The 24,721-nt window shown below is 63.5% G+C and carries 25 protein-coding genes; 17 read left to right on the top strand and 8 right to left on the bottom strand.

Annotation, left to right across the window (positions count from 1 at the left end):
• Nucleotides 1-18 precede the first annotated feature (18 nt).
• Nucleotides 19-1,263: a Gfo/Idh/MocA family protein gene (locus AC1DLV_RS00125; RefSeq protein WP_476800566.1), complete on the top strand. Its 1,245-nt coding sequence runs from the start codon at nucleotides 19-21 to the stop codon at nucleotides 1,261-1,263.
• A 216-nt stretch (nucleotides 1,264-1,479) separates the two neighbouring features.
• Nucleotides 1,480-2,352, top strand: a complete 873-nt coding sequence (locus tag AC1DLV_RS00120) for a DUF2189 domain-containing protein (RefSeq protein WP_476800567.1) — start codon at nucleotides 1,480-1,482, stop codon at nucleotides 2,350-2,352.
• A gap of 31 nt (nucleotides 2,353-2,383) precedes the next feature.
• Here AC1DLV_RS00120 and AC1DLV_RS00115 read toward each other — a convergent pair whose 3' ends face one another.
• Both AC1DLV_RS00115 and AC1DLV_RS00110 read right to left on the bottom strand, forming a co-directional pair.
• Complete coding sequence (locus tag AC1DLV_RS00115) at nucleotides 2,384-3,676, bottom strand: RNA polymerase sigma factor (RefSeq protein ID WP_476800568.1); 1,293 nt, start codon at nucleotides 3,674-3,676, stop codon at nucleotides 2,384-2,386.
• Nucleotides 3,673-4,047: a YciI family protein gene (locus AC1DLV_RS00110; RefSeq protein WP_476800569.1), complete on the bottom strand. Its 375-nt coding sequence runs from the start codon at nucleotides 4,045-4,047 to the stop codon at nucleotides 3,673-3,675. Before AC1DLV_RS00110 ends, AC1DLV_RS00115 begins: the two co-directional genes overlap by 4 nt.
• Before the next feature lie 186 nt (nucleotides 4,048-4,233).
• Here AC1DLV_RS00110 and AC1DLV_RS00105 point away from each other — a divergent pair, with 186 nt between their 5' ends.
• Together AC1DLV_RS00105 and AC1DLV_RS00100 are read left to right on the top strand one after the other, a co-directional pair.
• Entirely contained in the window at nucleotides 4,234-5,511 is a 1,278-nt protein-coding gene (locus tag AC1DLV_RS00105) for a 4-aminobutyrate--2-oxoglutarate transaminase (protein WP_476800570.1), read from the top strand.
• A gap of 208 nt (nucleotides 5,512-5,719) precedes the next feature.
• Nucleotides 5,720-6,076, top strand: coding sequence for a cupin domain-containing protein (locus tag AC1DLV_RS00100; RefSeq protein WP_476800571.1), 357 nt, complete (start codon nucleotides 5,720-5,722; stop codon nucleotides 6,074-6,076).
• A 177-nt stretch (nucleotides 6,077-6,253) separates the two neighbouring features.
• Here the strand turns inward: AC1DLV_RS00100 and AC1DLV_RS00095 are convergent, their stop codons facing one another.
• On the bottom strand, nucleotides 6,254-7,489 hold the full coding sequence (locus AC1DLV_RS00095; RefSeq protein ID WP_476800572.1) for an NAD(P)/FAD-dependent oxidoreductase: 1,236 nt from the start codon (nucleotides 7,487-7,489) through the stop codon (nucleotides 6,254-6,256).
• Nucleotides 7,490-8,105: 616 nt separating this feature from the next.
• Here AC1DLV_RS00095 and AC1DLV_RS00090 point away from each other — a divergent pair.
• The 6 genes from AC1DLV_RS00090 to AC1DLV_RS00065 all read left to right on the top strand — a co-directional run bounded on the left by AC1DLV_RS00090 (nucleotide 8,106) and on the right by AC1DLV_RS00065 (nucleotide 14,053).
• Entirely contained in the window at nucleotides 8,106-9,410 is a 1,305-nt protein-coding gene (locus AC1DLV_RS00090) for an imelysin family protein (RefSeq protein WP_476800573.1), read from the top strand.
• A gap of 74 nt (nucleotides 9,411-9,484) precedes the next feature.
• On the top strand, nucleotides 9,485-9,796 hold the full coding sequence (locus tag AC1DLV_RS00085; protein ID WP_476800574.1) for a bacterioferritin-associated ferredoxin: 312 nt from the start codon (nucleotides 9,485-9,487) through the stop codon (nucleotides 9,794-9,796).
• Nucleotides 9,762-10,247 (top strand): bacterioferritin, encoded by a 486-nt coding sequence (gene bfr, locus AC1DLV_RS00080; protein ID WP_476781712.1) that lies wholly within the window; start codon nucleotides 9,762-9,764, stop codon nucleotides 10,245-10,247. Before AC1DLV_RS00085 ends, bfr begins: the two co-directional genes overlap by 35 nt.
• An 11-nt stretch (nucleotides 10,248-10,258) precedes the next feature.
• Nucleotides 10,259-11,872, top strand: a complete 1,614-nt coding sequence (locus AC1DLV_RS00075) for a di-heme oxidoreductase family protein (protein WP_476800575.1) — start codon at nucleotides 10,259-10,261, stop codon at nucleotides 11,870-11,872.
• The gene (locus AC1DLV_RS00070; protein ID WP_476800576.1) at nucleotides 11,872-12,951 is read left to right on the top strand and encodes an imelysin family protein; all 1,080 of its coding nucleotides are present in this window, start codon (nucleotides 11,872-11,874) and stop codon (nucleotides 12,949-12,951) included. Before AC1DLV_RS00075 ends, AC1DLV_RS00070 begins: the two co-directional genes overlap by 1 nt.
• A gap of 1 nt (nucleotide 12,952) precedes the next feature.
• Complete coding sequence (locus tag AC1DLV_RS00065) at nucleotides 12,953-14,053, top strand: DUF1513 domain-containing protein (RefSeq protein WP_476800577.1); 1,101 nt, start codon at nucleotides 12,953-12,955, stop codon at nucleotides 14,051-14,053.
• 16 nt (nucleotides 14,054-14,069) lie between these two features.
• Here the strand turns inward: AC1DLV_RS00065 and phnN are convergent, their stop codons facing one another.
• From phnN to AC1DLV_RS00050, 3 genes are all read right to left on the bottom strand, one after another.
• Complete coding sequence (gene phnN, locus AC1DLV_RS00060) at nucleotides 14,070-14,699, bottom strand: phosphonate metabolism protein/1,5-bisphosphokinase (PRPP-forming) PhnN (protein WP_476800578.1); 630 nt, start codon at nucleotides 14,697-14,699, stop codon at nucleotides 14,070-14,072.
• Between the two features lie 192 nt (nucleotides 14,700-14,891).
• Nucleotides 14,892-16,484, bottom strand: coding sequence for a peptide chain release factor 3 (locus AC1DLV_RS00055; protein WP_476800579.1), 1,593 nt, complete (start codon nucleotides 16,482-16,484; stop codon nucleotides 14,892-14,894).
• A gap of 125 nt (nucleotides 16,485-16,609) precedes the next feature.
• Entirely contained in the window at nucleotides 16,610-17,716 is a 1,107-nt protein-coding gene (locus AC1DLV_RS00050; RefSeq protein WP_476800580.1) for a DNA alkylation repair protein, read from the bottom strand.
• Nucleotides 17,717-17,906: 190 nt separating this feature from the next.
• Between AC1DLV_RS00050 and AC1DLV_RS00045 the strand changes: the two genes are divergently transcribed.
• From AC1DLV_RS00045 to AC1DLV_RS00035, 3 genes are all read left to right on the top strand, one after another.
• Nucleotides 17,907-18,233, top strand: coding sequence for an ArsR/SmtB family transcription factor (locus AC1DLV_RS00045; protein ID WP_476800581.1), 327 nt, complete (start codon nucleotides 17,907-17,909; stop codon nucleotides 18,231-18,233).
• Nucleotides 18,230-18,709, top strand: a complete 480-nt coding sequence (locus tag AC1DLV_RS00040) for an SRPBCC family protein (RefSeq protein WP_476800582.1) — start codon at nucleotides 18,230-18,232, stop codon at nucleotides 18,707-18,709. The genes AC1DLV_RS00045 and AC1DLV_RS00040 overlap by 4 nt, the downstream gene beginning before the upstream one ends.
• 245 nt (nucleotides 18,710-18,954) lie before the next feature.
• Complete coding sequence (locus AC1DLV_RS00035) at nucleotides 18,955-19,344, top strand: SRPBCC domain-containing protein (RefSeq protein WP_476800583.1); 390 nt, start codon at nucleotides 18,955-18,957, stop codon at nucleotides 19,342-19,344.
• A 12-nt stretch (nucleotides 19,345-19,356) separates the two neighbouring features.
• On the opposite strand, the gene AC1DLV_RS00030 is transcribed toward AC1DLV_RS00035, so the two are convergent.
• Complete coding sequence (locus AC1DLV_RS00030) at nucleotides 19,357-20,157, bottom strand: class II glutamine amidotransferase (RefSeq protein ID WP_476800584.1); 801 nt, start codon at nucleotides 20,155-20,157, stop codon at nucleotides 19,357-19,359.
• Between the two features lie 226 nt (nucleotides 20,158-20,383).
• Between AC1DLV_RS00030 and dut the strand changes: the two genes are divergently transcribed.
• The 3 genes from dut (at nucleotide 20,384) to AC1DLV_RS00015 (ending at nucleotide 22,398) form a co-directional block, all read left to right on the top strand.
• The gene (gene dut / locus AC1DLV_RS00025; protein ID WP_476800585.1) at nucleotides 20,384-20,863 is read left to right on the top strand and encodes a dUTP diphosphatase; all 480 of its coding nucleotides are present in this window, start codon (nucleotides 20,384-20,386) and stop codon (nucleotides 20,861-20,863) included.
• Nucleotides 20,860-21,516 carry an HAD family hydrolase gene (locus AC1DLV_RS00020; protein ID WP_476800586.1) on the top strand — a complete coding sequence of 219 codons (657 nt, stop codon included), beginning with the start codon at nucleotides 20,860-20,862 and terminating at the stop codon, nucleotides 21,514-21,516. The genes dut and AC1DLV_RS00020 overlap by 4 nt, the downstream gene beginning before the upstream one ends.
• Before the next feature lie 72 nt (nucleotides 21,517-21,588).
• Complete coding sequence (locus AC1DLV_RS00015) at nucleotides 21,589-22,398, top strand: isocitrate lyase/PEP mutase family protein (RefSeq protein WP_476800587.1); 810 nt, start codon at nucleotides 21,589-21,591, stop codon at nucleotides 22,396-22,398.
• Here AC1DLV_RS00015 and AC1DLV_RS00010 read toward each other — a convergent pair.
• Nucleotides 22,395-23,111, bottom strand: a complete 717-nt coding sequence (locus AC1DLV_RS00010; protein ID WP_476800588.1) for a sulfate transporter family protein — start codon at nucleotides 23,109-23,111, stop codon at nucleotides 22,395-22,397. The two genes, AC1DLV_RS00015 and AC1DLV_RS00010, sit on opposite strands and share 4 nt — an antisense overlap.
• A gap of 156 nt (nucleotides 23,112-23,267) precedes the next feature.
• Between AC1DLV_RS00010 and AC1DLV_RS00005 the strand changes: the two genes are divergently transcribed.
• A complete protein-coding gene (locus tag AC1DLV_RS00005) occupies nucleotides 23,268-24,260 on the top strand; it encodes an adenosine kinase (RefSeq protein ID WP_476800589.1) in 993 nt (330 codons plus the stop codon).
• The last annotated feature ends 461 nt before the right edge of the window (nucleotides 24,261-24,721 follow it).

The raw sequence follows: 24,721 nt of genomic DNA, 5'->3' as shown, positions 1-24,721 counted from the left end.
AAGACAAGAGGATCGACCATGACCGGATTGCCCAAACAGCGGCTGCGCGTCGGCTTCGTAGGAAGCGGCTTCATCGCGGAGTTCCATCTCAAAGGCATGCTGGGCGTGCGCAATGTCGACGTGACTGGCGTGTTCAGCCGCAAGGCCGAGAACCGCGCCCGTTTCGCCAACCGCGTCGCCGAACTCGGCCTTGGCGAATGCACCAGCCACGACAGCCTGGAATCGCTCGTCAATGCCGACAATGTCGACGCGATCTGGATCCTGTCGCCCAACTACACCCGCCTCGACGTGATGCGCACGCTGCACGCCGAGGTGAAGGCCGGGCGCAGCAAGGTCATCGCGGTCGCCTGCGAAAAGCCGCTCGCCCGCACCATCGCCGAAGCGCGCGAGATGCTGCGGCTGGCCGAGGACGCCGGGCTCAACCACGGCTATCTCGAAAACCAGGTGTTCTGCACGCCGGTCATTCGCGGCAAGGATATCATCTGGCGCCGTGCCGCCTCGGCCACCGGCCGGCCCTATCTCGCACGCGCGGCCGAAGAGCATTCTGGTCCGCACGAGCCTTGGTTCTGGCAAGGCGACAAGCAGGGCGGCGGCGTGCTGTCCGACATGATGTGCCACAGCGTCGAGGTGGCCCGCCACCTGCTGACCAAGCCGGGCGCGGCGCGCAAGTCGCTGACGGTCAAGCAGGTCAGCGGCACCGTCGCCAACCTCAAATGGACGCGGCCCAACTATGCCGACCAGCTGCGCAAGCGCTTCGGCAACGATGTCGACTACCGCAACCGCCCGTCGGAAGATTTCGCCCGCGGCACCATCCTGCTCGAGGACGAAGAAGGCAACGAACTGGTCATCGAGGCGACGACCTCATGGGCCTATGTCGGGGCCGGCCTGCGCATCCAGCTCGAACTGCTCGGGCCCGAATATGCGATGGAGTTCAACTCGCTCAACACCGGGCTCAAGATCTTCATGTCGCGTGAGGTCAAGGGCGAGGAAGGCGAGGATCTGGTCGAAAAGCAGAACGCCGAGCAGGGCCTGATGCCGGTGCTGGAAGACGAGGCAGGCGTCTATGGCTACACCGACGAGAACCGTCACATGGTCGAGTGCTTCCGCAAAGGCGAAACACCGATGGAAACCTTCCATGACGGTCTCGCGGTGGTCGAGATCCTGATGGGGCTCTACCGCTCCGCCGAGATCAGCGGCTCGGTCAGCTTCCCCGCGCCGGAACTCGAAAACTACGTGCCGGTGGTGGCGCGCACCGGCGCCTGACCGGACCATTCAGCGGCCGGATCATGGAGCGCCGCTCCGGTCCGCTGGCGACAGGCAAGGCACTGATCTTGGTGACCTTGCCTGCCCCCCGACACATGTTCGGCAGGGTCGTCAAATCACTCGAAACGCGTTATGATTTGGCATGGTGAAGGTCGCGGTTTGGCGTGACCACTCATGCCGAACGCAAGCCGCGACCCACCCCAAGGAGGAGTGGTCATGGCAAGTTTCCACGTGTACGCAGGCGCTACCAAGAAGCTCGAGCATCCCGCCATCCGCAAGATAACGGTCGCGGATGTGTATGACGCGCTGCGACGCGGCTTGGACGACTTTTGGGAAAAGCCGTCGCATTACGTTTTCCTGTGCCTGATCTACCCGATCATCGGGGTGTTTCTGATCGCATGGACATCGGGCGGCAACGCCCTGCAGCTCATTTTCCCGCTGATGTCGGGCTTTGCCTTGCTCGGCCCATTCTTCGGAATCGGCCTCTACGAGATCAGCCGAAGGCGCGAGCAAAACCTCGACACGTCCTGGAAGCATGCCTTCGATGTCAGGCGTTCGCGGGCCATTCCTGCGATGGTGGTCATCGGCATCATGCTGCTCGCGCTTTTCGTCGCATGGCTCCTGGTCGCGCAGGCGCTCTACACTTCGCTCTACGGGCCGGACGCCCCGCAGTCGATGGCATCGTTCTTCGGCGATCTCTTCACCACCCGGCGTGGCTGGACGCTGATCATCCTGGGCAATCTGATCGGATTCGTGTTCGCCCTTGTGGTGCTCTGCACCACTGTCGTTGCCCTTCCACTGCTGCTCGACTGCGATGTCGGTGCCTATGTCGCGATCGAGACCTCGGTTCGGGCGGTGCGTGACAATCCGGTGCCGATGCTCCTGTGGGGCCTGATCGTCGCGGTTGCGCTGCTGATCGGATCCCTGCCGCTGCTGGCGGGCCTCGCCATCGTCATACCGGTGCTCGGCCACGCGACGTGGCACCTCTATCGCAAGGTCGTGGACATCCCGGCCCGGAAGAGGACGCCCTTGCCACCCTCTCCCGACAAAGGGGAGGATGAACACTTCCCATATTGGCTTCGCGGGTAGTCGTGCTGGCGGTCTCGGCCTTGCCGCGCGGCTACTGCAGCTGACGGCTTGGCGCCTTGCTATTCGCCTTCACCGATGACGGTGAAGGCGCTGAAAGCCGGTCGAGATGCATGCGGATATGGGCGGCTTCGGCGGCGGTATTGGCGAGCGCAATCGCCCGATCGAAGGCTTCGCGCGCTTCTTCGGTGCGGCCGAGCTGCATCAAAAGCCCGCCCCTGACGCCGAAGAAGTGGAAATAGCCCGCGAGCTTCGGCGCCAGCGGCTCGATCAGCTTGAGTGCTGCTTCTGGCCCGCGCAGCTTGGCGAAGGCGACGGCGCGGTTGAGGGTGACGACAGGCGACGGCGTCATCGATTCCAGCACTGAATAAAGCAGATCGATCTCGGCCCAGTCGGTGTCCTCGGGTCGGGCGGCGCGGGCATGAAGGGCAGCGATCGCCGCCTGAATCTGGTAGGGCCCCGAGCGGCGATGCCGCATCGCCTTGTCGATCAGCGCCAGGCCCTCCGAGATCAACGCCTGGTTCCATAAGCTGCGGTTCTGATCCTCCATCAGCACCAGTTCGCCCTCGGCATCGAAGCGGGCGGCGGCGCGGGCATGTTGCAGCAGCAGAAGCGCTGTCAGGCCCATCACTTCGGGTTCGGTCTGGAACAGGCGCAACAACAGCCGCGCCAGCCTGATCGCCTCTTCGCAGAGCGGCGCGCGGTTGGCGATTTCGGTCGCACCCGCGGAATAGCCCTCGTTGAAGACGAGATAGACCATCGCCAGCACCGCTGCGACCCGCTCGGAGCGCTCGACCGGACCGGGCGCCTCGAACGGCACCTCGGCGTTGGCGATACGTGCCTTGGCACGGGTGATGCGCTGTTCCATGGCACTTTCACCGACAAGGAAGGCGCGCGCGATCTGCTTGACCGACAGGCCCGAGACAATGCGCAAGGCCAGCGCCACCTGTTGCGTCGCCGGCAGGTCGGGATGGCAGCAGATGAACAGCAGGCGCAGGATATCGTCGCGGTAGTGCTGGCCGTCGAGACGCTCGGCGATCCCAGCTTCGACATCCTCGAGGTCCGAAACCAGCTCTTCCGCCGGCAGCGGCGCCTGCTTGCTTTGGCGGCGGGCGGCATCGATGCCGGAATTGCGCCCGACAAAGATCAGCCAGGCGGCCGGATCACGCGGCGGTCCTTTCTCCGGCCATGTCCGCAGCGCGCGCAGGCAGGCCTCCTGAAACGCCTCTTCCGCCGTATCGAGATTGCGGAAGTAGCGCAGCAGGGCTGCCACGGCCTGGGGTCGGGCGGAAGAAAGGGCCGTGCTGATCCAGGCCGGGTCGGTCATTTTGTCTCTTTTCCGGGGAAAAACGCGCCGATCGGGCGCAATTCATATGATCCGATGCCGGGATTGGCCTCCGCCAGTTCCTTGGCGACATCGACGGCATCATCGAGGGTCTCGCAGTCGACGACGTAGAAGCCGAGGAGCTGTTCCTTGGTTTCGGCGAAGGGGCCGTCGATGATCAGCGGCTCGTCCTTGGCCTTGCGCAAGGTCGTGGCCGCAGTCGTCGGCATCAGCCGCGCGACAGGTCCGAGCCGGCCCTGGTCGCGGAGCTTGCCGGTGACCACCTGGAGGCGCGCCATGACCTCGTCGTCCTGCTCCTTGGACCAGGCGCAGACGACGTCTTCGTTGTTGTAGCAAAGGATGGCGTAAAGCATCGAATGAGTTCCTTCATGACTAGGACGCGCGAGTATGAGCGATTCCGACATGGCGTCGGCAATTTTTTTCCGTCGAGGAGGACCAATGCCTTCGGCCACCGTGACGGCTTGTGAAAAACCAGGAGAGGTGCAGATATGGCGTCGGTCTGGCGCGTGCAAGGCGCCTGAAATGTTGGAGGAGCAGCGATGAAAAACGCCGAAATCTCACAGCGCAAGATGCAGACCATCGCACGCGGCGTCGGCATGACGACACAGGTCTACGCCGACCGCGCCGAAAACTCCGAAATCTGGGATGTCGAGGGCCGACGCTACATCGATTTCTCCTCCGGCATCGCGGTCGTCAACACCGGCCACCGCCATCCCCGCGTCATCGAGGCGGTGAAAGCCCAGCTCGACCGTTTCACCCACACCTGCCACCAGGTCGTGCCTTACGAGAGCTATGTCCACCTCGGCGAGAGGCTCAACGCCATCGCGCCGATGAAGGGCGACAAGCGCACCATTTTCGTCACCACGGGTGCCGAAGCGGTCGAAAACGCGGTCAAGATCGCCCGCAGCGCCACCGGCCGCCAGGCGGTGATCGCCTTTGCCGGCGGCTTCCACGGCCGCACCTTCATGGGCATGGCGCTGACCGGCAAGGTGCAGCCCTACAAGGCGGGCTTCGGCGCGATGCCGGGCGACGTATTCCACGCCCCCTTCCCGGTGCCGCTGCACGGTGTCAGCACCGCCGATGCGCTGGCGGCGCTTGACCGGCTGTTCAAGGCCGATGTCGACCCGGCGCGGGTGGCCGCCATCATCATCGAGCCGGTGCAGGGCGAAGGCGGCTTCTACGAGGTGCCGCGTGATTTCATGACCGCGCTGCGCCGAATCTGTGACCAGCACGGCATGCTTTTGATCGCCGACGAGGTGCAGACCGGCTTTGCCCGCACCGGCAAGATGTTTGCCATGGACCATCACGACGTCACACCCGACTTGATGACCATGGCCAAGAGCCTCGCCGGCGGCTTTCCACTCGCCGCCGTGACCGGCCGCGCCGAGATCATGGATGCGCCCAATCCCGGCGGGTTGGGCGGCACCTATGGCGGCAGCCCGATTGGCGTTGCGGCGGCGCATGCCGTGCTCGATGTCATTGAGGATGAAAAACTGTGCGACCGCGCCAACCAGCTCGGCGCCCGGCTCAAGCAGCGGCTGGAATCCTTGCGCGACGACGTGCCCGAGATCGTCGACATCCGCGGCCCCGGCTTCATGAACGCGGTCGAGTTCAACGATGCGAAGAAAGGCACGCCCTCGGCCGAATTCGCCAATGCCGTGCGGCTCAAGGCGCTGGAAAAGGGTCTGATCCTCTTGACCTGCGGCGTCTACGGCAACGTCATCCGCTTCCTGGCGCCGATCACCATCCAGGACGACGTCATGACCGAGGCGCTCGATATCCTCGAAGCCTCGATCCGCGAAGTGCGGGCGGTGTAGCTGAAAACGGGAACAGTCCAAGGCATCAAGGGATAGCCTCAGCAAACCAAGGCATTGACGGCGAAAGACCCGCCAGAAAGCGTGGCGATCCGTTGCGCTCCCAGGGCGTGCAAAGCATCAGGAGCAATTCAGTATCAGGAAACTAAGTTTCCTGATACTGAATTGTCATGTATTGAGTAGCGTCTGATAAAAATGGGAGTTTCTTAACATGGCACACCAGACCGTCCTCAAGTTCGGCAAAGTGGAAAACGCCGACGCCAACGACCTGCCAGGATGGGTAGTGGTCGAAGGACAGCCGACGATGAAGACCGCTGTCCAGCACAAGACCAAGGACGGGAAGGTTCTGTCAGGAACCTGGCAGGCGACCCCGGGCACCTACCATGCAAGCTACACAGATTACGAATTCGTCCACATGATCTCGGGCCGCATCATCATCACGCCTGACGGTGGCGAGCCAGTCGAGGTTGGGCCGGGCGACGCGTTTGTTGTTGAATCGGATTTCAAGGGAACCTGGAAGATCATTGAGCCGGTGACAAAGCACTTCGTCGTCACAGTCGGATCGTAGGAACGCAACAGCGAATTCGTCCCGGCATCCACATGCAGGAACCAAGATGACGCGCTGCGTCGAAAAGGGCTGCTTCGGCGGCCCTTTTGCATTCAATGACCCAATCCCGACGTTCCAGAATGGGTAGAGGCCAACCCCCTTCACGAAACTCACCCGGATCGATCCAGGCGAAGTGCTTCAGCCCGCTGGCGGCAGGGCGGCGAGTGCCGCCTTCAGCGCCTCCGCTCCGCCCGCAACCATCTCGGCGGTCGGCGAGAAGCCGAGGCCGAGCATCTTGCGGCCGAGCATGTGGTCGGCCGGGCGGTTGACGGATTCGATGGCGACGAGCCGGTCGCCGATGAAGTGGAACACCGAAAAGCGGTTCTCCGCAGTGTCGCCCGACAGGATCTGGCGGTCGCTGGCGGCGGTGAGGCCCACCATCTGCAGCTTCATGTCGCCGATATCGGACCAGAACCACGGCACGGCACCGTAGCTGCCGTCATGGCCAACGATGGTGCGGGCGGCAAGCTTGGCCTGGTCGGTGGCATTTTGCACCGACTCCAGACGAACGTCGCCGCCGGTCTGCCAGTGGCGGTAGCTGGCGTTGTCGCCGATGGCGAGGATTTCCGGCACTGAGCTGCGCATCGCCTGGTCGACGCGGATGCCGTTGGCGATGGTCAGCCCCGCCGTCTCGGCGAGCTCGACATTGGGCACGACACCGATGCCGATGATGACCATCCTGGCCGGCAGCCTTTCGCCAGCCGAGGTCAGCACGCCGGCGACATGGCCGCCCTCGCCTTCGATGCGATCGATGGTGGTCTTGAGCAGGATGCGGACGCCCGACGCCTCCAGCCGCTTGCGCACATGCTCGGCGATCAGCGGCGCAACCGCGCGGCCCAAAAGACGGTCGAGCGCTTCGACCACGGTGACGCGACGACCGCCAGCCGCAAGCGTCGCCGCAATCTCGAGACCGATGAAGCCGCCACCGATGACGACGACGTCTTCGCAGGCAGCGCTGTGGTCCCGGATCAGGCGCGCGTCGGCGACCGAGCGCAGCGACAGGACGCCGGCGAGGTCGGCACCCGGCAGCGGCAGGACGCGCGGGCGCGAGCCGGTGGCGAGGATCAGATGGTCATAGGCAAGGTTGCCGCCGCCGGCGAGTTCGAGCAAGCGTGCGCTGGCATCGACGCGCGCGACAAGGGTCCCCGGACGCAGTTCGATCGCATGGCCGGTGTAGAAGATTTCGCCGCGCAATGGCTGCGGCTGGGCGGCGGCGTCCTTGATGAAAGTCTTGGACAGCGGCGGCTTGTGATAGGGCAGCTCCTTTTCGTCGCCGACGAGCAGGACCGGACCGTCATAGCCCTCTTCGCGCAGGCTGGCGGCCGCTTGCACACCGGCATGGCCTGCACCGACAATAACGACACCGTTCTTCATGCCCGCCTCGCTGCTGGGGAGTTACCGGGGAAATGGCCGCTGGCCCGCTCGGCCACAAGGGGCCAAGGACAGGTTTTTCGGTGACAGCCAGATACCGGCCTGTCAAGCGCAACGCTTGGCATTTGGCCGGCAAGCGGCGAGATGAACTGCCGCTACGCGTTGTCGCAGGCGATGCGCATTAAGATACCTCAGGGTCTGGTGCCTATCTCGACAAATCAAGGAGTTGGTGGTTTTCGCTCGCCGAAAACTGGACAAACTCAGTTTAGAATTATTCTAAACTATTGATACCGCTACGTTTTTCGCTGACATCGCGTTGACTTTTGCCACCACAACGCTTTTATGAGGCAGTGCTTTACAGCGCCTGCCTTTGATGTTTGGGCCTTTAACCCTTTCGATTGGAGCCTATCGGGTGCCTGCCTTCGTTGAACCGCGCCAGTGCGCGATTGCCTGCAGCATGGTTGCGCTGCGCCCAAATTGGGCCTCGAACCACGCGCATGTCCGAAGCCGGGCCGCCCCAGAGCTTTCATTCGAATCCATGCCGCCGATACAGCAAAGCGCTGCCGGCACACGATTTTTCGGCGCGTATCGGCGCCATCTGGTTCACTGAGGAGAGACCATGCCTGCATCCATCTCGCGCAACCGGCACTACGGCAGGCTTGCCGCTGTTGCGGCAACGACCGCGCTGACAGCCGCGATCTTCGTGCTGCCGGCCAAGGCAGCAACCGACGCCAAGGCGGTTCTCACCACCTATTCCGACATCGCACTCGCCAAATACGAGGACTCGCTGACATCAGCCAAGGCACTCGACGTCGCGGTCGAGGCTTTGATCGCCAAGCCGTCGGCGGAAACGCTCAATGCCGCACGCGAAGCCTGGAAGGCCGCCCGCATCCCCTACCAGCAGACCGAGGTCTACCGTTTCGGCAACGCAATCGTCGACGACTGGGAAGGCCGCGTGAACGCCTGGCCGCTCGACGAGGGCCTGATAGACTATGTCGACAAGAGCTACGGCACCGAATCCGACGAGAACACCCTCTATACGGCCAATGTGATCGCCAACCCTTCGATCGAGATCAACGGCCAGAAGGTCGACGCCTCCAAGATCACCCCTGAATTCCTGTCCGGCACCTTGCAGGAAGCGGGCGGCATCGAGGCCAACGTCGCCACCGGCTACCATGCCATCGAGTTCCTGCTGTGGGGCCAGGACCTCAACGGCACCGGTCCTGGTGCCGGCAAACGTCCCTATACCGACTACGACACCGCAAACTGCACCGGCGGCAATTGCGACCGTCGCGCCCAGTACCTCAATGCCGCCAGCGATCTGCTGGTCGCCGATCTCGAAGAGATGGTCGGCAACTGGAAGACTGATGGCGCGGCCCGCAAGGCGCTGCTCGACGGCGAAACCAACGCTGGCATCTCTGCCATCCTGACCGGCATGGGCTCGCTGTCTTATGGCGAACTCGCCGGCCAGCGCATGAAGCTCGGCCTGCTGATCCACGATCCGGAAGAAGAGCACGACTGCTTCTCCGACAACACCCACATCTCTCATCTCTACGACGCGATCGGCATCCGCAACGCCTATCACGGCAGCTACAAGCGCATCGACGGCTCGACCGTCGAAGGCCCGTCAGTATCGGACATGGTCAAGGGCACGGACGCGGCCCTCGACACCGAGCTATCGGGCAAGCTTGACGCGACTGTCGTCAAGATGGAGGCGATCGCGGCCCGCGCCGCCGCTGGCGAGGCCTATGACCAGCAGATCGGCGAAGGCAATGCCGAAGGCAACGCCACCGTCCAGGCCGCCATCGACGCCCTTGTCGACCAGACCAAGTCGATCGAGCGCGCGGTTGCTGCCCTCAAGCTCGACGCGATCGCGTTCGAGGGCTCGGACAGCCTCGATTCCCCTGACAAGGTCTTCCAGTGAGCCTTGACCGCACCTAGATAATTTCAGCCAAGCGGCGCGCCGGTAACGCGCCGCCAGCCATTCCTGAGCCTGTTATGCTGATCTGCCATTGCAACCTGATCACCCAAAAGGAGATCGAAGATACGATCATAGAACTCCTGGACAGGGATCCCTGGAGCCTGATCGTGCCAGCAAAGGTCTATCACACGCTGCAAAAGCGCGGGCGCTGTTGCGGCTGCTTCCCAAATGTGGTCGAAACGATCATTCGGGTCACCGAAGCCTATCACGCTCGTTCGGAGGCGAGTGGGGTGGATATCGTTTCACACATGGATCGTGTGAAAGAGTTGCGGGTCCAATTCGGGAGCAGGATCAATGAAGGGCGAAAAACAGGTCATCGAGCGGCTTAATGAGGCGCTTTTCCTCGAACTCGGCGCGGTCAACCAATATTGGGTGCACTTCCGCCTGCTTGAGGACTGGGGCTACGGCAAGCTGGCCAAGAAGGAACGCGCTGAATCGATCGAGGAAATGCACCACGCCGACAAGCTTGTCGCGCGCATCATCTTCCTCGAAGGCCACCCAAATCTGCAGTCACTGGCGCCGCTGCGCATTGGCCAGAACGTCAAGGAAGTGCTCGAAAGCGATCTCGCCGGCGAGTATGACGCGCGCACTTCCTACAAGAAATCACGGGACATCTGCTCCCAGCATGGCGACTACGTATCCATGAAGCTCTTCGAGGAGCTGCTTGCCGACGAGGAAGGTCACATCGACTTCCTCGAGACGCAGCTGCAGCTGCTCGCGGAGATCGGCGAAGAGAAATACGGTCAGCTCAACGCCGAGACCGCTGACAAGGCCGAATAGGACATGCCGGAATGCGGCGCATTTTTTCACTAACGCGCCGCATATTGCCGGGTGCGCCTATCAGCACCGACAAGACATACGACAAGCGAAGTGCTCCGGCACTTCGCAGCGTCGTGGCGAGCCTGCTGTTTCTCGCGGCTGCCGTGCCTTGCCTCGCCGGCGAGCCGGTTCCGGACGGGCTTGCCCCTGAACGCCACGATCTCAAGCCCTCAGACAAGGCGCGCGTCGACAAGATCGTCACGCCGACCACCGACTTCAGCAAGGCCGAACAGTTCGAGCTGATGCAGGGCGGCGCGGGAACCTCGAAGAAGAGCGCCAACCGCGACGCGTTCTCGCAATCCTCCGCCAACATCACCTTCGAGGAAGAAGGCACCTTCAAGCTCGGCAATGGCTTCTTCACCAAGCTTTGGGTGTCTTCGCCCTCTTCGACCCAGGCCTCCGACGGCCTCGGACCGCTGTTCAATGCGCGCGCCTGCCAGAGCTGCCACCTCAAGGACGGTCGCGGCCATCCGCCTGAAGGCAAGGCCGATGCGACCTCGATGTTCTTCAGGCTGGCCCGCCCGGCAGAGACCGACGAAGAGAAGACAGCCCTTGCCGACCGCAAGGTGCTGAACTTCCCCGATCCCGTCTATGGCGCCCAGTTTCAGGACCTCGCCGTTCCCGGCCTCGCGGGCGAAGGCCACATGGTCATCTCCTACGAAGAGCTTCCGGTCGAGCTCGGCGACGGCACCAAGCTTTCGCTGCGCAAGCCGAGCTATTCGGTCAGCGATCTCGGCTATGGCCCGATGCATCCCGCAACGACGCTGTCGCCGCGTGTGACACCGCAGATGATCGGCCTTGGGCTGATCGAACAGATCCACCCCGCCGACATCCTCGCCAATGCCGACCCCGACGACAGCAACGGCGACGGCATCTCCGGCAAGGCTTCGATCGTGCGTGACGGCAAGACCGGCGAACTGACGCTCGGCCGCTTCGGCTGGAAGGCGCAGACACCGTCGATCCGCCAGCAGTCGGCCGATGCCTTTGCCGGCGACATCGGCATCTCGACGCCTGAAGTTCCGCACCATTGGGGCGACTGCACCGAAGCCCAGACCGCCTGCCGCGCCATGCCGACGGGCGTGCAGGAGCGGCTGGGCCCTGTCGAGGCGCCGGACCCGATCATGGATCTCGTCACCTTCTATTCGCAGAACCTTGCCGTGCCGGCGCGCCGCGACGTCGACGACCGCCAAGTGCTGCGCGGCAAGCAGATGTTCTACGAAGCCGGCTGTGCCTCCTGCCACATGCCGAAATTCGTCACCCGCCGCGACGCGCCCAACAAGGCGCAGGCCTTCCAGCTGATCTGGCCCTATTCCGACTTCCTGCTGCACGACATGGGCGAAGGCCTTGCCGACGGCCAGCAGGTTGGCGACGCCAGCGGCAGCGAATGGCGCACGCCGCCGCTGTGGGGCGTTGGCCTGACCAAGACCGTCAACGACCACACCTTCTTCCTGCATGACGGGCGGGCGCGAAACCTGACCGAGGCGGTCCTGTGGCATGGCGGCGAGGCGCAGGGCGCGCGCGACCGTTTTGCCGGGCTCGCCACCGATGACCGTGCAGCCCTCGTCAAATTCCTGGAGTCGCTCTGATGGCTAGACATACGCTCGCAGCTGCCTTTGTCGCCTGCCTCATCCTGCCCGCGCCCGCGGCCTACGCCAACCAGGCCTCGGACAAGGTGATCGCCAATGCCATCGACGGCTTCATCCGCCCCACCTACGGCCGGCTGGTGCAAGATACGGCGGCACTTGGAAAGAGCGTCGACACGCTCTGCGCGGCACCTTCGACCGACAATTTGAAGGCCGCACGCGAAGCCTTCTCCAAGACAACCGTGACCTGGTCGGAAATCGAGATCATCCGCTTCGGGCCGATCACCGAACAGAACCGGCTCGAGCGCATGCTGTTTTGGCCGGACCGCAAGGGCACCGGGCTAAAGCAGGTACAGGCAGCCCTTGCCGACAAGGATGAAACAGCCACCGACGCAGCCAAGCTCGCGCAGAAGAGCGTCGCCATGCAGGGTCTCGGCGCGCTGGAGTTCGTTCTGTTTGGCACCGGCGCCGACGAGCTGTCCGGCACCTCAGCCGCCTATCGCTGCGCCTATGGCAAGGCGATCTCAGGCAATATCGCCGCCATCGCTTCCGAGGTCGACGCCGCATGGCGCGACGACAAGGGTTTTGCCAGCCAGTGGCAGCATCCGGGTCCGCAAAACGCGCTCTACCGCAGCGCGTCGGAGGCGGTGACCGCCCTGCTCGAAGTCTATGTCAACGGACTGGAGCTCGTACGAGATGTTCGCGTCGGCGGCTTCCTCGGCAAGGACGCGGCGTCCGACAAGCCCAAGCAAGCTCTGTACTGGCGTTCGCAGGGCACCGCCGCCGCGCTCGGCGGCAACATGTCAGGCATGAAGGCACTGTTCGACGCCTCGAAATTCGGCAGCCTGCTGCCCACGGATTCCGAATGGATCGCGCAGTCGATCGATTTCGAATTCGCCAACGCACAAAATGCGGTGACTGGTGTTACCGGGCCGATCGATGCGGTGCTCGCTGACCCGGAAAAGCGCGCAAAGCTCACTTATTTCGGTGTCGTGACCTCCAGCCTGTCGGAACTCTTCGGCACGCGGCTTGCCGGCGCGCTCGGGCTGACCGCGGGCTTCTCCTCGCTCGACGGGGACTGACATGCGGACGCCCCTGTTCGACCGCCGCGATTTCCTCAAGGCGGCAGGTGCGACTTTCCTGATGTCGCTCACGCCGGCCAAGCGTGCTCTGGCGCTCGACACCGACGCTATGTTCGCGACAGCTTACCAAGCGCGCACGGGCGAATATGGCGTTGCGGTGCTGTCGGAGGCGGGCAAGATCCTGCACAGCGTGGCGTTGCCAGAGCGTGGCCACGACGTCACCTTCGATCCGATCTCGCGCAAGTCGGTGGTGTTCGCGCGCCAGCCCGGCACCTTCATGCTGGTCTTCGACCATACCGGCAAGGATGAGCCGCTGACCATCCCGAGCATCGCTGGCCGGCACTATTACGGCCATGGCGTGTTTTCGCCCGACGGGGCCTTGCTCTATGTGACCGAGAACGATTTCGACAACGCCGCCGGCATGGTCGGCATCTACGACGCGCGCGACGGTTTCCGCCGTCTCGGTGAGTTCCCGACCTATGGCGTCGGCCCGCACGAGCTGATCCTGCTCGGCGACGGCCAGACGCTTGCGATCTGCAATGGCGGCATCGAGACCCACCCGGATTTCGGCCGCGCCAAGCTCAATATCCCGACGATGAAGCCGTCCTTCGTGCTGGTCGACCGCGTTTCCGGCGACCTCAGGGAAAAGCACGAACTGCCGCAAACGCTGCACCAACTGTCGATCCGGCACATGGATATCGACGCTGAGGGCACCGTCTGGTTCGGCTGCCAGCATGAGGGGCCGGCGACGGAAAGGCCGCTGCTCGTCGGGCGCGCCAGGCGCGGCGAAGAACTTGCCATGCTGGAGATGCCCGAAGACATCCTCGGCGGCTTCCGCAACTATATCGGCTCGGTGGCTGCCAACCGCGACGCGGGCCTTGTGGCGGTATCATCACCCCAAGGCAATGCCTGGGTGATGATCGAGGCCAAAAGCGGCAAGGTGGTCGCCAGGAACGATCTGGTCGAGGTCTGCGGCCTGGCACCCGACCGCGACGGCTTCCTCGCCACCACGGGCGCGGGCCTTATCGTTGAACCGAATGGCGACCAGGCAAGCCGCCCGGAATATGTGTGGGACAATCACATGCTGCGCATCAATGAGTAAGCCTACACTTACGCAATCACACCAGGCCTGACACGTCCGAAAAAGCGACCGCCTTGCGCAGCACCGCAAGGAAGCGTTCGCCGGCAACATCAGCCACTCCGCTGTTGTCGATGGCGACATGGCCGGGGCCCGAGAGATCGTGCGGGGCGGTGCGCGCCAGGCGCGCCAGCACCTCGCCGCGCGATTCACGGCCGCGCGCGGCAAGCCGTTCCGCCAGGATTTCAGGCGATGCCGTGATTTCGACCACCACGACGTTGGCGTAGCGCTGACGCAAAGCGGGGATGACACCGCGCGAAGTGTTGGCGACGACGACATGGCCGACATCGATCGCATCGTCGACGGCGGCAGGAATGCCGTAGCGCAGGCCATGCGCTTCCCAGGATAGCGCGAAAGCGCCGGAGGCGTCGGCCTCAACGAAGGCGGCGTCGGCCAGCGTATCGTGATCTTCTGTCGCGCCGTCGCTGTGGCGGGTGATGACGCGGCGGGCGAATTCGACGTGCTCATCGTCGCCGAGGCGTTCGCGGACATAGGCGATCAGCGTGTCCTTGCCGGCACCGCTGGGGCCGACGACGGCAACGAAGACACCGTTGCGTAGGGGAGAGCCGATCTGGGTCAATTCACGCTCGATCAATGCTGAAACCATCATGCGTCGTCATTCCTCCGTGCCAGCGCATCGGCCCGCCGGGCCCTGCACAGGCAACGGCGCATTGAACATCTCAACTGCCACCCTGTCACCCACCTTGGCTTGGACCAAGGTCGACAGCGGCACGGAAATGTCATTAGGCGATTTACATGACGGAATGACGAAACGCGGAGCGGCAAAACCGCTCCGCCATTGTCATGCGACGATGTCGCGGACCTGATAGTCTTTGATCGCGGCAAAGCGGATCATCTTCCAGCGCTCGGCCTCGTAGTTGAGCGAGAATTCGTGCTGGGCGAGGAACACCGGATCATTGTCGAGATCGCGCGCGATGTCGCCGCGATGGCTTTCGATGAAGCGATGCAGGTTGGCCTTGTCGTCGGCGTCGATCCAGCGGCAGACCGAAAACCGCGCCATCTCGAAGTCGACCGGCAGCGTGTATTCGACCGACAGCCGTTCCTTCAGCACGTCGATCTGCAGCGCGCCAACGACACCGACAATCGCCGGCGAGCCGTCTTCCGGCTGGAACAGCTGTACCACGCCCTCTTCGGCCATCTGGTGCAGCGCTTCCTTGAGCTTCTTGGCCTTCATCGCATCGCCGAGGCGGACGCGGCGCAGGATTTCCGGCGCGAAATTGGGCACGCCGCGGAACAGGATATCCTCGCCCTCGGTCAGCGTGTCGCCAATGCGCAGCGTGCCGTGGTTGGGGATGCCGACCACGTCGCCGGCATAGGCCTCGTCGGCGGTGATGCGCGAACGGGCGAAGAAGAACTGCGGCGCCGACAGGCTCATCTGCTTGCCGGTGCGCACGAGCTTGGCCTTCATGCCGCGCTTGAGCTCGCCCGAGCAGACGCGGACGAAGGCGATGCGGTCGCGGTGGTTGGGGTCCATGTTGGCCTGGATCTTGAAGACGAAGGAGGTCATCTTCTCCTCCGTTGCCTCGACCTTGCGGGTATCGGCTTCCTGGGCGCGCGGCGGCGGGCCGATCTCGCCCAAAGCCTCGATCAGGTCGCGGACGCCGAAATTGCGCAGCGCCGAGCCGAAATAGACCGGCGTCAGATGGCCTTCGCGGAACGCCTGCAGGTCGAAGGGCCGGCAAGCTTCGCGCGCAAGTTCCAGTTCCTCGATAAAGGCCGGGCGCTCATTGTCGGGCAGAAGGCCAGCGGCTCGGTTGGAGTCCGGGCCATGGACCGGCGTGCGCTCTTTTTCGGCATCGCCGTGGCGCACTGCGTTCTGGGCAAGGTGATAGGTACCGGAAAAGGTCTTGCCTTGGCCGATCGGCCAGGTGATCGGGGCAGTGTCGAGCGCCAGCTTCTCTTCGATCTCGTCGAGGATCTCAAAGGTGTTGCGCGCCTCGCGGTCCATCTTGTTGACGAAGGTGATGATCGGGATGTCGCGCAGGCGGCAGACCTCGAACAGCTTCAGCGTGCGCGGCTCGATACCCTTGGCGGCATCGATGACCATGACCGCGCTGTCGACCGCCGAGAGCGTGCGATAGGTGTCGTCGGCGAAGTCTTCGTGGCCGGGCGTGTCGAGCAGGTTGAAGACGTTGTCGCCATATTCGAAGGTCATCACCGAGGTGACCACCGAGATACCGCGCTCGCGCTCGATCTTCATCCAGTCAGAGCGGGTCTGGATCTTGTCCTTCTTCGCCTTGACCTCGCCGGCAAGCTGGATGGCGCCGCCGAACAGCAGCAGCTTTTCGGTCAGCGTCGTCTTGCCGGCGTCAGGGTGCGCGATGATCGCGAAAGTACGGCGGCGCGCCACCGCCTTTTCGATGTCTTCAGCCATCGGGGATTCCTTGTGATGGCGGGCTTCTAACAGCCGTTGCCGCGACTGTCGAGGAATTGGAACGAGACGGGGCGTTCAGGACCTCCCTCCCCCTTGTGGGGAGGGATTGCGAGCGTCGCGCCAACCTATCCTCTCAACTCGAACCCGCCCTCGGCAACCGTCTCGCCATTGACGATCAGTTCCATACGATGATGGCCGGGATAGTGCTTGCGCGTGGTGAAGTCGCGCACCGCCTGGCTGATCGAAAGTTCCTTTTGGCCACCCGCCGGCAGGTTGATCTCTTTCAGCTTGAAGACCTTCTTCGAGCTGCCGCCGCTTTTTTTGACGTAGTGGACGGCATAGTCGACCACCAGTTGCTGCGGTGCTGCGGCGGTCGAGGCGATGCTCGCCTTGAGCGTGATGCGGCCGCCGAGCGCGATGGCGGCCGGCGATACCGCAAACGCCTCGACGCGGACCATCGGCGTGCCCGTCGTGCCGATGGCGCCAAGCGCGCGCGTATCGCCCTTCTTGATCATCGTGCGCAGCGCATGCTTGACGATCCAGGCGGTGTTCTTGTCGTCCATGTCCCATGCCGAGACACGGTCGATCACCCGGTCCGGATGGTCCTTGGAGATGTCATTGAGATGGTTGGCCACCGATTTGCGCACGTAAAGGCTCGAATCGCTTTTGAGCGCCTCAAGAATCTGTTCTGTCGGTGAAGGATCCTTGATCAGCGGCTTCAGCCGGAACGACCACGGCAGGCGCGGGCGCGAGCCTTCGCTCGAAAGCCGGCGCACATGCTCGTTTTCATCCAACGCCCAGCCGCGCATCACCTGAAGCGTCCTGTCGAAATCCCGCGCCAGGAAATGGCGGATGGCGAATTCGGCCGAACCAAAGCGGGTGAAGAATTTCAGCGCCTCCATCGACTGCTCGAAATGCCCCTTGCCATAGAGCGCGACATATTCGGACAGGGTGATGGATGCAAAGCCATGTTGGATGCGCGGCGCCAGTTCATGCAGCACTCCGATTGCGTGCTCGAAGTTGCTGGGCAGGCTGCCATGCAAGCTCATCGCCGTCTGCCGCAGGCGCTGCATGATGCCGAGTTCGTCAAGGTTCTCGGTCGCCAGGGCCATGAATTTTTCCGCGTCGAAGGCTGGCGAAATAGAAGCCGTCTCATCAGCGATGTGGCGAAGGCGAGCCCGGTCAAAAATCTCCTTGAGCGCCGGAGCGGCTTGCGTTGGGTCTTCCGTCATCAGTCTTTCGTCCCTGTATTGCGCCCCCGCGCAGGCTCTGTGTTCCAAACGGACACCGAGCGCTTTCGCGCAGGTACGCAGCGAAGGCGGAAACTGCAAACTGTCTCCTGCCAACGAGCTGTCAGGAGACAAGCGAGGCGCAGGTTTTCGCAGTGGTTGACTGATTATCAGTTATAACTTATGATTAGTCATGGCTTATGATTATTCCCAGATCACCGCACTCGCCGACCCGACGCGCCGCACGATCTTCGAGCGCGTCAGTGCCGGGCCGCGTTCGGTGGCGGAGCTGACACGCGGACTGCCTGTGTCGCAATCGGCGGTGTCGCAGCATCTCAAGGTGCTCAAGCAGGCGCAGCTGGTGCGCATGGAACCTCAGGGCGCGCGCAATATCTACCATATCGACCCTGCCGGGCTCGGTCGCATACGGGCCTGGCTCGACCAACTCTGGGGCGAGGCGCTCGACGAGTTCAAATCACAAGCAGATAGAGTGGATGCAGATAGGGAGAACGAGACATGACAGTCACGATTTCGCCGTCGCCCGTGCGCCGCACGGTCACCGTCAAGGCAAGCCCTGAGCGGGCTTTCAACGTCTTCACATCAGGCTTTTCGAGCTGGTGGCCCAAGACCCACAGCATCGGCACGGCCCCGCTCAGAACAGCGACCATCGAGCCACGGGCCGGCGGGCGCTGGTACGAGACCGGGGAAGACGGCAGCGAATGCCCATGGGGCGACGTCATCGCCTGGGAGCCGCCCCAGCGCATCGTGCTCGCCTGGCGCATCGGAACGGACTGGAAATTCGATCCCGACCTCCACACCGAGATCGAGGTCAGGTTCGTTCCCCTCGCTGGCGGGGGAACCCGCGTCGATCTCGAACACCGGCTGCTCGAGAACATGGGTCCAAAGGCCGAGGAGACGGCCGTGATGCTCGATTCCGAGGGTGGCTGGGGCGGAATCCTGCAAGGCTTCGGCGCAGCGGTGGACGCTACGGCCTGAACCGAAATCGAACTCCCGACGACCTGCGACTTGGCATAGGGAGGGCCGCATGTTGTCGTTGACGGCCACACCAGACGGGCGGAAAATATGCGCAAAAGCGTCGATCAATGCGATGCTTTTGCTCCGCAGCGCGGCGTCCTTTTGGACGCGGAAAGGACGCTGTGGCGCTTTGAAGTTGTGCATGATCCTTTCTGAAAATCGATTCCGACTTTCCGGGTCATGCAGCTGCGATCCAGGAGGTCGCCATGACCATCCATCAGGAAGTTCATTTCAAAGGCAAGCCAAAGGACATCTACGACCTGCTGCTCAACTCCGCTCGTTTCCAGGCGATGACGGGCGGCCGCGCGACCCATATCTCGACGCATGAGGGCGGCGAGGTTTTGATGTTCGGCGGTGACATCGAAGCCCGCAATATCGAGTTGGTGCCCAACCGCCGTATCGTCCAGACATGGCGTTCGCGCGCCTGGCCCGAGGGCATTTTTTCCATTGTCCGCTTCGAGCTGCAGGCCGACGGCACCGGCACAAGGCTTGTCTTCGACCAGAACGGCTATCCCAGGTCGACGCACCAGATGCTCGAAGACGGCTGGCAGAAAATGTATTGGGAGCCGATGAACCACGCCCTGACGCATCATTGATGCGCCAGCGGTCTACTCGGCAGCGCGCAAGCCTGAATCCACCGGCTGGAACGTGCTGATCGACATGCCGTCGCGGGTCATGGTGACGAAGCTCGACGGCGGCACTGCCCGCCAGCTCTGGCCGTCGCGGTCGAACGGCTCAGAGACGATGCAACGGCCAGTCGAGCCGCGATGGTCACTGGTGTAGAGCGTCGGCGCGTGCGCGTCGGTGGCGTAGCGCACGGCAAACAGGCTTGTCCCGTCGCTGAAGGCGGCGGTCAGCTTCAGCTGCGGATCGATGCCGGCGTCATGCGCTGCCGCGACAACACGGCCGGTGGCGCGCGCGACCGCACCATGCGGATCGGTATCCAGCCCCTCCTCCAGCATCAGCAGGAAAAACAGTTCGGAATCGGTCGTGCCCTGGCGCTGGTCGTACAGTTCGTCGCCGATGCTCGCTTCAAGCCGGCGGCGGATCTTTTCGAAGCTCGAAATCTGGCCATTGTGCATGAAGCTCCAGCGGCCTGAGATGAAGGGGTGGCAGTTGGACCGGCTGGTGGCGCCGCCGGTCGAAGCCCTGACATGGGCGAGGAACAGGCCGGATTTGATCTGCCGGCACAGGCTCTTGAGGTTGGGATCCGACCACGCCGGCAAGATGTCGCGATAGAGGCCCGGTTCCGGGCGGTCGCCATACCAGGCAAGCCCGAAACCGTCGCCATTGGTCGGCGACTTCGCTTCCTGGGCGTGGTGGCTCTGGGCGATCAGCGAATGACAGGGCGCTGTCACGATGTCTTCGAGGAAGACCTCATCACCGAGATAGGCAGCCCATCGGCACATGGCTCATCGACCCCATTTTGGCCCGCAATCATGGGCGCTGACTTCGCCCAGACTCAGCCAGCATGGATAACAAAGCGTAAACGGCGTGCGTATGTCGATCCGACCCAGGTTGCAGCTGCGTGTCGCTGCGGCGCATGGCGAAAACCACACAGTTGCCTCATCTGAAACATAGAGCGCAGATATCGGGATTGACGTTCTTCGATGACCGTCCCATAGGATCGCCGCCATGAAATCCGCCCTTGAAAACTCTTCCGCCCCCGTCATCGGGATCGTCCGCTTGCCGCATGCCGCCGAGCTGCCCCTGCCGTCCTATGAGACCGCGGGTGCCGCCGGCATGGACCTGCGCGCTGCAGTGCCCGACGACCGTCCCCTCCTGATCCTGCCCGGCAAGCGCGCATTGGTGCCAACAGGCCTGGTGTTCGAGATATCAGAAGGTTTCGAAGGCCAGGTTCGTCCGCGCTCCGGCCTCGCCTTCAAGCACGGCATCACTTGCCTCAACACGCCCGGCACCATCGACAGCGACTATCGCGGCGAGGTCAAGGTGCTGCTCATCAACCACGGCGACGAAGACTTCTACGTCGAGCGCGGCATGCGCATCGCCCAGATGGTGATCGCTTCGGTGACCCGCGCCGTGGTCGAGGAACGCGACCTCGCTGCAGCGACGACACGCGGCGCCGGTGGCTTTGGCTCGACCGGCACCGCATGAGGGCGCCCAAGCTCGTCATCTTCGACTGCGACGGCGTGCTCGTCGACACCGAGCCGCTGGCCAACCGGCGGCTGTCGTCTTGGCTGAGCGAAGCCGGTTATCCGGTGAGCTACGAGGAGTGCCGCCGGCAATTCGTCGGGCGCAGCCTGGTGTCGGTGCAAAAAGAGGTCGAGGCGACGGGCATTAGCCTCGGGCCTGACTTCGTCGAGCGCTGGTATCGCGAACTGCCGGACTTGTTTGGCAGCGGCGTGCAGGCGATCCCGCACATCGAAACCTTCATCGATGCGGTCAAGTCTGCCGGCATCGGCTATTGCGTGGCGTCTTCGGCGCGCGTCGGCAAGATGCACATGACACTCGGCCAGACCGGGCTTCTCACGCATTTCCAAGACGTGCTGTTTTCCGCCACCATGGTCGAGCGCGGCAAGCCGTTCCCCGACCTTTTCCTGCACGCAGCCGGCAAGATGGGTTTCGATCCGGCCGACTGCATCGTCGTTGAAGACAGCGTCGCCGGGACCCAGGCCGGTGCCGCGGCCGGCATGCGGGTGTTTTCCTATCACGGCGATCCGCACTCCGACCGCGACGGGCTCGCCGCTGCCGGCGGTGTCCTGTTCGACGACATGCGCCAGTTGGCAGGACTGATCCCCCTACGCTGAAAAGGGGATTTGTGAGGTCCAGAAGTCCGGGCTAGTATCCCTCCAGTTCGGTTCAGTCTTGAGGGCTAGGCGATGGACAAGGGCGCGGTTTTCCGGAAACTTCACGAGGCGCCCGGCGCCTTCATCATTCCCAATCCGTGGGATGTCGGCACGGCGAAGCTCTTGGCCTCTTTCGGCTTCGAAGCGCTGGCAACGACGAGTGCCGGATTTGCCTTTTCGCGCGGCCTGCCCGACGGCGGCGTTGGCTTTGAGACGATGATCCACCATTGCCGCGACATGGCCCATGCCACCGGCCTGCCTGTTTCGGCCGACCTCGAAAAAGGCAAGGGCGACACCCCCGAAAGTGCCGGCGAGACGATCTTTGCGGCTGAAGCCGCTGGACTTGCCGGCTGCTCGATCGAGGACCACACCGGCGAAGCCGACAAGCCGATCTACGAGTTTTCGCATGCGGTCGAGCGGGTGGCCGCGGCGGCCGAGGCCGCGCGCGCGCTCAAAAACGACTTCGTCTTGACGGCGCGTTCGGAGAATTTCCTGTGGGACCGGCCCGATCTCGACGACACGATCAGGCGCCTGCAGGCGTTCGAGAAGGCCGGGGCCGACGTGCTCTATGCGCCCGGGATCACCGATATCGGCATGATCCGCACGCTGTGCAGCTCCCTCAGCAAGCCCGTCAACGTGCTGGCCGTGCCGGGCTTTTCGGTCGCGGCCCTCGGCGAGGCCGGCGCCAAGCGCATCTCGCTCGGCTCCAAGCTCACCACCTATGCGTTCGGCATGATGGAGCGGGCGTCGCGCGAAATGCTGGGCGATGGCTCGTTCGAGTTCGCCCGTGACGGCATGGCCTATAGCAAGCTGCAGGCCCTGTTTGCCGCCGATGAGCGCTAGGCTCGAGCTGTAGCCACCTCCGCCGCCGACACCGCCTTATGCAGATGCACCATCATCGCGGCGGCGAAGAGCGGGGTCAAAAGGTTGAGGATCGGCACGGCCAGGAAGGCAGCAATGACCAGGCCTGCCAGAAACACCGTGCCGGCGTTGCGGCGGCGCAATTCCTTGGCGTCCTGCTCGGAGCGAAAGCGCATGGCGGCGAACTCGAAGAACTCGCGGCCGAGCAGATAGCCATTGACCAGGAAGAAGGCGCCGATGTTGACGAGGGGGATGAACATCAAAAACAGCGCCAGCAGATTGCCCAAAATGACGATGCCGAAGAATTTTATGGCCAGCACCAGCGAACGCAGCGCCGGCACCGGGCGGCCGGGGGCATCTCGGGGATAGTCGGTCTTTTCGACCACTTCGGCGACATCGTCCAAAAACAGGCCGGCAACGATTGCCGTCACCGGCGCGATCAGCAGCGCCAAGCCCAACGCCAGACCTATGCCGGCAATGATCGCGGCGATCAGGCCAAGCCAGCCGGTCCAGGCGGGCATGTCGGGCAGCAATGCCTCGATCCAGGGCCAGGCGAGCCAGTCGAAGACCTCGCGGATGCCGAACCACAATGCGATGAGCGCCAGGATCGTCAGCCCCAGCGTCTTCAAGAACACCTGCCTGAACTCGCTCGAAAAGAGCTGGCTTGCGGCGGTGCTTGCGGCGGCGAATATCATTCTTGTGTCATCCCCTGTTCGGAGCAAGAGATAAGCAGCGTCGACCAAGGCCTCAAGCGGCGGCGCGACAAATTCGCGGGGTTTGCAAATGCCGCGCGAGCCGTTATTGCGGAGCGGTTTTGTCCACCTTAACGGCACACCGCCGCGGAGACCCTGATGAGCCAATATGACGTGCTGTGCATCGGCAACGCCATCGTCGACATCATCGCCCAATGCGATGAGGCCTTTTTGACCAACAACGGCATCATCAAGGGCGCGATGAACCTGATCGACGCCGAGCGCGCCGAGCTGCTCTATTCGCGCATGGGCCCGGCGATCGAGGCCTCGGGCGGCTCGGCCGGCAACACGGCGGCGGGCGTCGCCTCCTTCGGCGGACGCGCTGCCTATTTCGGCAAGGTTTCCCGCGACCATCTCGGCGAGATCTTCACCCACGACATCCACGCGCAAGGCGTTGCCTTCGACACGACGCCACTCGACGGTGTGCCGCCGACGGCGCGCTCGATGATCTTCGTCACCCCCGACGGCGAACGCTCGATGAACACCTATCTCGGCGCCTGCGTCGAGCTCGGGCCCGATGACGTCGAGGCCGACAAGGCGAGCGGGGCCAAGGTCACCTATTTCGAGGGCTATCTGTGGGACCCGCCGCTGGCCAAGGAAGCGATCCGCATGACCGCGGCACACGCGCATGCGGCGGGCCGCGAAGTGTCGATGACGCTTTCGGATTCCTTCTGCGTCGACCGCTATCGCGGAGAATTCCTGGAGCTGATGCGCTCGGGCACCATCGACATCGTCTTTGCCAATTCCCACGAGATCAAGTCGCTCTACGAGACGTCTTCGTTCGATGAAGCGCTCGCCCAGATCCGCAAGGACTGCAAGATCGCCGCCGTCACCCGCTCCGAGAAGGGTTCGGTCATCGTGCGCGGCGACGAGACGGTGGTGATCCAGGCAACCGAAATCCGCGAGCTTGTCGACACCACCGGTGCCGGCGACCTTTATGCCGCCGGTTTCCTCTATGGCTACACGCAAGGGCGCTCCCTCAAGGATTGCGGCGACCTCGGTTCGCTGGCCGCCGGCCTGGTGATCCAGCAGATCGGCCCGCGCCCCAGGCAGAATTTGAAGCGCGAAGCTGAGCAGGCGGGCTTGCTCTGACTTCTTCCTTCTCCCCGCTTGCGGGGAGAAGGTGCCCGAAGGGCGGATGAGGGGCGGCGCAGACCTGCCCGCTCTCATTCCTTCCACCCCCCTCTGTCCTGCCGGACATCTCCCCCGCAAGGGGGGAGATCAGCCAACGGCTCCACTTTCGCCAACCCCAACCTCCTGTTGCTGCCATCGCAGAACGGGCGTCATGCCTGACGCTGCCAATCTCCCCCCTTGCGGGGGAGATGTCCGGCAGGACAGAGGGGGGTGCTGTCCCTCACACCTCTCCGCCGCCACGCCCCGTTTCCGGTCTGGCCATTGTGATGAAAAGTTCGGGAAGCGGGGCGCGAGGCCGTGCCTTCCTAGTTTATGTATGTGGCGCGACGTTCGCGCCCCGCTCGGTGTTCTTGCCCCGCTCAGTCGCCTCGGCTTTCACCGCCAGCCGCCGCAAGGCCCGGGCTTGGGGGCTCATCACC

Source organism: Aminobacter sp. 01T433, from assembly GCF_056398585.1.
The sequence above is the reverse complement of the archived record's forward strand: the minus strand, read 5'-3'. Positions and strand labels throughout refer to the sequence as shown.

Bases quoted from the DNA above. Each gene is read 5' to 3' on its own strand.
- AC1DLV_RS00125 (WP_476800566.1), top strand. From the start codon at position 19: ATGACCGGATTGCCCAAACAGCGGCTGCGCGTCGGCTTCGTAGGAAGC.
- AC1DLV_RS00120 (WP_476800567.1), top strand. From the start codon at position 1,480: ATGGCAAGTTTCCACGTGTACGCAGGCGCTACCAAGAAGCTCGAGCAT.
- AC1DLV_RS00115 (WP_476800568.1), bottom strand. From the start codon at position 3,676: ATGACCGACCCGGCCTGGATCAGCACGGCCCTTTCTTCCGCCCGACCC.
- AC1DLV_RS00110 (WP_476800569.1), bottom strand. From the start codon at position 4,047: ATGCTTTACGCCATCCTTTGCTACAACAACGAAGACGTCGTCTGCGCC.
- AC1DLV_RS00105 (WP_476800570.1), top strand. From the start codon at position 4,234: ATGAAAAACGCCGAAATCTCACAGCGCAAGATGCAGACCATCGCACGC.
- AC1DLV_RS00100 (WP_476800571.1), top strand. From the start codon at position 5,720: ATGGCACACCAGACCGTCCTCAAGTTCGGCAAAGTGGAAAACGCCGAC.
- AC1DLV_RS00095 (WP_476800572.1), bottom strand. From the start codon at position 7,489: ATGAAGAACGGTGTCGTTATTGTCGGTGCAGGCCATGCCGGTGTGCAA.
- AC1DLV_RS00090 (WP_476800573.1), top strand. From the start codon at position 8,106: ATGCCTGCATCCATCTCGCGCAACCGGCACTACGGCAGGCTTGCCGCT.
- AC1DLV_RS00085 (WP_476800574.1), top strand. From the start codon at position 9,485: ATGCTGATCTGCCATTGCAACCTGATCACCCAAAAGGAGATCGAAGAT.
- bfr (WP_476781712.1), top strand. From the start codon at position 9,762: ATGAAGGGCGAAAAACAGGTCATCGAGCGGCTTAATGAGGCGCTTTTC.
- AC1DLV_RS00075 (WP_476800575.1), top strand. From the start codon at position 10,259: ATGCGGCGCATTTTTTCACTAACGCGCCGCATATTGCCGGGTGCGCCT.
- AC1DLV_RS00070 (WP_476800576.1), top strand. From the start codon at position 11,872: ATGGCTAGACATACGCTCGCAGCTGCCTTTGTCGCCTGCCTCATCCTG.
- AC1DLV_RS00065 (WP_476800577.1), top strand. From the start codon at position 12,953: ATGCGGACGCCCCTGTTCGACCGCCGCGATTTCCTCAAGGCGGCAGGT.
- phnN (WP_476800578.1), bottom strand. From the start codon at position 14,699: ATGATGGTTTCAGCATTGATCGAGCGTGAATTGACCCAGATCGGCTCT.
- AC1DLV_RS00055 (WP_476800579.1), bottom strand. From the start codon at position 16,484: ATGGCTGAAGACATCGAAAAGGCGGTGGCGCGCCGCCGTACTTTCGCG.
- AC1DLV_RS00050 (WP_476800580.1), bottom strand. From the start codon at position 17,716: ATGACGGAAGACCCAACGCAAGCCGCTCCGGCGCTCAAGGAGATTTTT.
- AC1DLV_RS00045 (WP_476800581.1), top strand. From the start codon at position 17,907: ATGGCTTATGATTATTCCCAGATCACCGCACTCGCCGACCCGACGCGC.
- AC1DLV_RS00040 (WP_476800582.1), top strand. From the start codon at position 18,230: ATGACAGTCACGATTTCGCCGTCGCCCGTGCGCCGCACGGTCACCGTC.
- AC1DLV_RS00035 (WP_476800583.1), top strand. From the start codon at position 18,955: ATGACCATCCATCAGGAAGTTCATTTCAAAGGCAAGCCAAAGGACATC.
- AC1DLV_RS00030 (WP_476800584.1), bottom strand. From the start codon at position 20,157: ATGTGCCGATGGGCTGCCTATCTCGGTGATGAGGTCTTCCTCGAAGAC.
- dut (WP_476800585.1), top strand. From the start codon at position 20,384: ATGAAATCCGCCCTTGAAAACTCTTCCGCCCCCGTCATCGGGATCGTC.
- AC1DLV_RS00020 (WP_476800586.1), top strand. From the start codon at position 20,860: ATGAGGGCGCCCAAGCTCGTCATCTTCGACTGCGACGGCGTGCTCGTC.
- AC1DLV_RS00015 (WP_476800587.1), top strand. From the start codon at position 21,589: ATGGACAAGGGCGCGGTTTTCCGGAAACTTCACGAGGCGCCCGGCGCC.
- AC1DLV_RS00010 (WP_476800588.1), bottom strand. From the start codon at position 23,111: ATGATATTCGCCGCCGCAAGCACCGCCGCAAGCCAGCTCTTTTCGAGC.
- AC1DLV_RS00005 (WP_476800589.1), top strand. From the start codon at position 23,268: ATGAGCCAATATGACGTGCTGTGCATCGGCAACGCCATCGTCGACATC.